Source organism: Solirubrobacter soli DSM 22325 (assembly GCF_000423665.1).
Classification (GTDB): domain Bacteria; phylum Actinomycetota; class Thermoleophilia; order Solirubrobacterales; family Solirubrobacteraceae; genus Solirubrobacter; species Solirubrobacter soli.
Map to the genome: position 1 here is coordinate 1 of NZ_AUIK01000054.1, position 3,052 is coordinate 3,052.

A 3,052-nucleotide genomic window follows, 5' to 3' on the forward strand; every position below is an offset into this window, starting at 1 on the left:
CCGCACCCCGAGCGAGGTCGCCCAGACCTGGAAAGATCACGACGACCACCTAACCCCCGCGGCCTAACTGACAACACCAACGGGGTCCACGCCAGAAGTCGAGTCTCTCGGCCAGGCTCATGGCGATGGCGGTTGCCGGAAACGCGTCGTCGGGCGTTCGGATCCGTCGCCACATCCAAGCGAGACCGGCGGCGATACCAATCACTGCCCCACCCGCCATCCAGACTGGCGGGGCGACCTCCTTAGCGCGCGCCAACAGTACAGGCGCGGCCCGGCTTGCCCTTGCTCCGCCGGCCCATACCAACCCACCGCTCGTGGCGGCGCCCGCTGCTCCGCTAAGTTCGGCAATCTCCAGGAGTCTGCCTTGCGCCTGGGACACCGTCTTGTCGGGCTCCGGGACGATGAACTTGCGCTGCTCGTAGGGCAACGCAAGAAACTCACTCAGTGGATCGAACTGGGTCATCGCGTCGATCTAAGACACACGCGCGGCAGCGCGGGTTGTTCGCCCGATCCTACGCGAGGCGCGGCCTGCAGGCGCCAGGCACCGGCGAGAGGCCGAGCGACGCGCGGATAGGCATAAGCCCCATTCGCGAGCCCGCGTGGGTCGCCGCCGCGCGGTGTCAATCGACTGCTCGTCGACGCTCTACTTGAGCTCTGCCGTCACCTTGTACCGGGCCGCCCGGGGCTTACCGAAGCTGATCACTCCATGGCCGCGACGCAGGCGCAGCTCGCGAGTGGCCACGATTCGTCCGTTTACGCGGAGATGCACGAGGACGCGCGAATTCGCGCCGGCGTAGGTGACCTTGCATGTGATCTTGGGCTTGCGGGTGTTCCGCGCGATGCGGCAGGTCACCTTCGCGTCGCGTCCGGCCACGCCGCGCGAGCCTGCGGGGCCAGTCGCGCCCGGGGACCCAGCTGGCCCAGAAGCTCCAGCCGGACCGGGGGCGCCCTGCGGTCCTGAAGCGCCATCGCTGCCGTTGGTGCCGGGAGTTCCGGCGGCTCCCGCGGGTCCAGCTGGCCCGGACGGGCCTGCGCTGGTCGTTCCGGTTCCCGTCAGGGCGACGTGGCGATCAGTGCGTCCGCTCTCGTCGCGAATCGACAGCGTGCCGGTGAGCGGTCCAAAGGCCGTTGGTGCGAAGCGCACGGCGATCGCGCATGTCGCTTGCGGTGCCAGCGTTGTTGCCGCGCAGTTATCTGTGCTGACCAGGAACGCGTCGGCGTCGGTTCCACTGATGCTCACAGCGCCGAGGTCGAGCGGGCCGGCGCCGGTGTTGGTGATCACGACCCGTTGGGGGTAGCCAATCGTGCCGACGAGCTGGTCAGGGAACTCCACACTGGTGCGTGAGCTTTGGTACGTCGCGGTCTGTTGGCGCGCGATGGCGAGCGAACTGGCTTGATCGCCGGGCTCGAGCACGGCGACGTCCGCGTGACCATCGCCGTTGAAGTCTTCGGCGAAGGCTTGGGTTCCGAGCAGTCCGCTAGCGATCGTTCGGCGCGCCAGAAACCCACCGCTTCCGTCGCCGGGGTAGTAGCCGGCAATCAGGCTGCCCGGACCCGGCGACACGACGGCCAAGAGGTCTGGCACGCCGTCGTCGTCGATGTCGGCGAGCTCCGAGAGCCCCTGGTCGCGCGGCGTGAACAGGATCGGACGAGCGAACCAGCCAGGCGTAGTTTGCAGCGAGACCGCGGCGCCGCGGTTGCTGGCGGCGATCAGATCGAGCCGGCGGTCACCGTCGACATCGGCGGCGCGTAGCCAGCCGCCCTCTTGGCCGAAGTCGAAGGTCTGCGGGTCTCCAAATCCGCCGATCGTGTCATTGAGCCGAATCGCCAGGCTGCTCCACCCGGTCTGCGTCCCACCCGAGAGGTACGCCAGATCGTCATAACCATCAGCGTTGACGTCCGCCGCGACGAAAGGGCCGCCCGTTGAGACCGTCTGAGCCATGCTCAGACCAGCAGCTGTACCGAGCGCCCGGATGAGGCCGGAAGACGTGCGGGCCACCAAATCTCTGCGTGCATCATCGTTGAGACGCGCGGGCGCAAGGTCGTAGACGGAATAGCCGCCCGGCGCAAGTGTCTGTTGGATGGAATCGAAGGCTCCGGCGGCCGTCTGCAGCTGCCAACGGATCCAACCGTCGTTCCCTGCCGAGACCAGATCACCGCGACCGTCCCCGTTGACGTCCGCAATCACTGCGTCATTGAGCAACGTGGGATAGGCGATCGTCTGAGTGTCGAAGGCGTTCGCGACGCTGCGCCCAACAACGAGGGAACTCTTGCCGCCTGAGGCGAACTGGATCGAGACGAAGTCCGGCCGCCCGTCAATGTCGAGCTGGCCGAAGCGAAGCGAGTTCGCATTGGCCGGCAGCGAAACGCGTTGCAGCGAAGAAAAGGCAGGCGGCGACCACGCCAGCGCAGCAGGAGCCGACGACCACGCGGCCAGACCAAGCGCCGCCGCAACCCATGCTGATCTCAAGACACCCTTTCGCTTCCTCCGTGACTGCGCGATCGTAATCGGCCTCCAGTCCCGCTCGGCTAGTCATTCGCATAGCCGTGCACGGCTGCCCGGGCGCGGAAGTCTTCATCCGTGCGGCAAACGCGGCTTTGCATAACCCGCCTTCACGCGCATCATTGTCGTGAGGCCCACGGACGCCCCGCCCCGCAGTGAGCGGCGTAACTAAAGCCTCAGTCTGTTCCGGGACTTGCCGGGTCCTTGCCTAGCAGGTCCATCACGGCGTGCGTGACTTCAGCGCCAAGTGTGCCCGTCAGCGTCGCCGTCATGCGCTGTTGTCCAACTTCGTCTCGTATCTGAGTCAGCCGGGTCCGGACCCCGGCTGGCGCTTCAATGTCAGCCGATACGAACATGGCCACGAGTCTCGCAATCTCCACCATCTCAGCGTCCACGTCGCCGCGAGCTTGTGCGAGCATTCCGAGCTGGTGATAGCCGGTGGCGATCCTGGCCGGGTTGCCGAGCCGCTCGTTGATTTCGAGTGAGCGGCGGTAGAGCGTTTCGGCCTCGGCCAGGTCTCCGCGAGCCTGCGCGAGGATCCCGAGCTGG

At 66.7% G+C, this 3,052-nt stretch carries 2 protein-coding genes; both read right to left on the reverse strand.

The window, feature by feature from the left end; translation table 11 throughout:
* Window positions 1–643: 643 nt before the first annotated feature.
* Window positions 644–2,470 carry an FG-GAP-like repeat-containing protein gene (locus G569_RS63140; RefSeq protein WP_028066079.1) on the reverse strand — a complete coding sequence of 609 codons (1,827 nt, stop codon included), beginning with the start codon at window positions 2,468–2,470 and terminating at the stop codon, window positions 644–646.
* 209 nt (window positions 2,471–2,679) lie between these two features.
* Window positions 2,680–3,052: tetratricopeptide repeat protein (locus tag G569_RS59210; RefSeq protein ID WP_028066080.1), on the reverse strand; the 373-nt coding region annotated here is incomplete at its 5' end.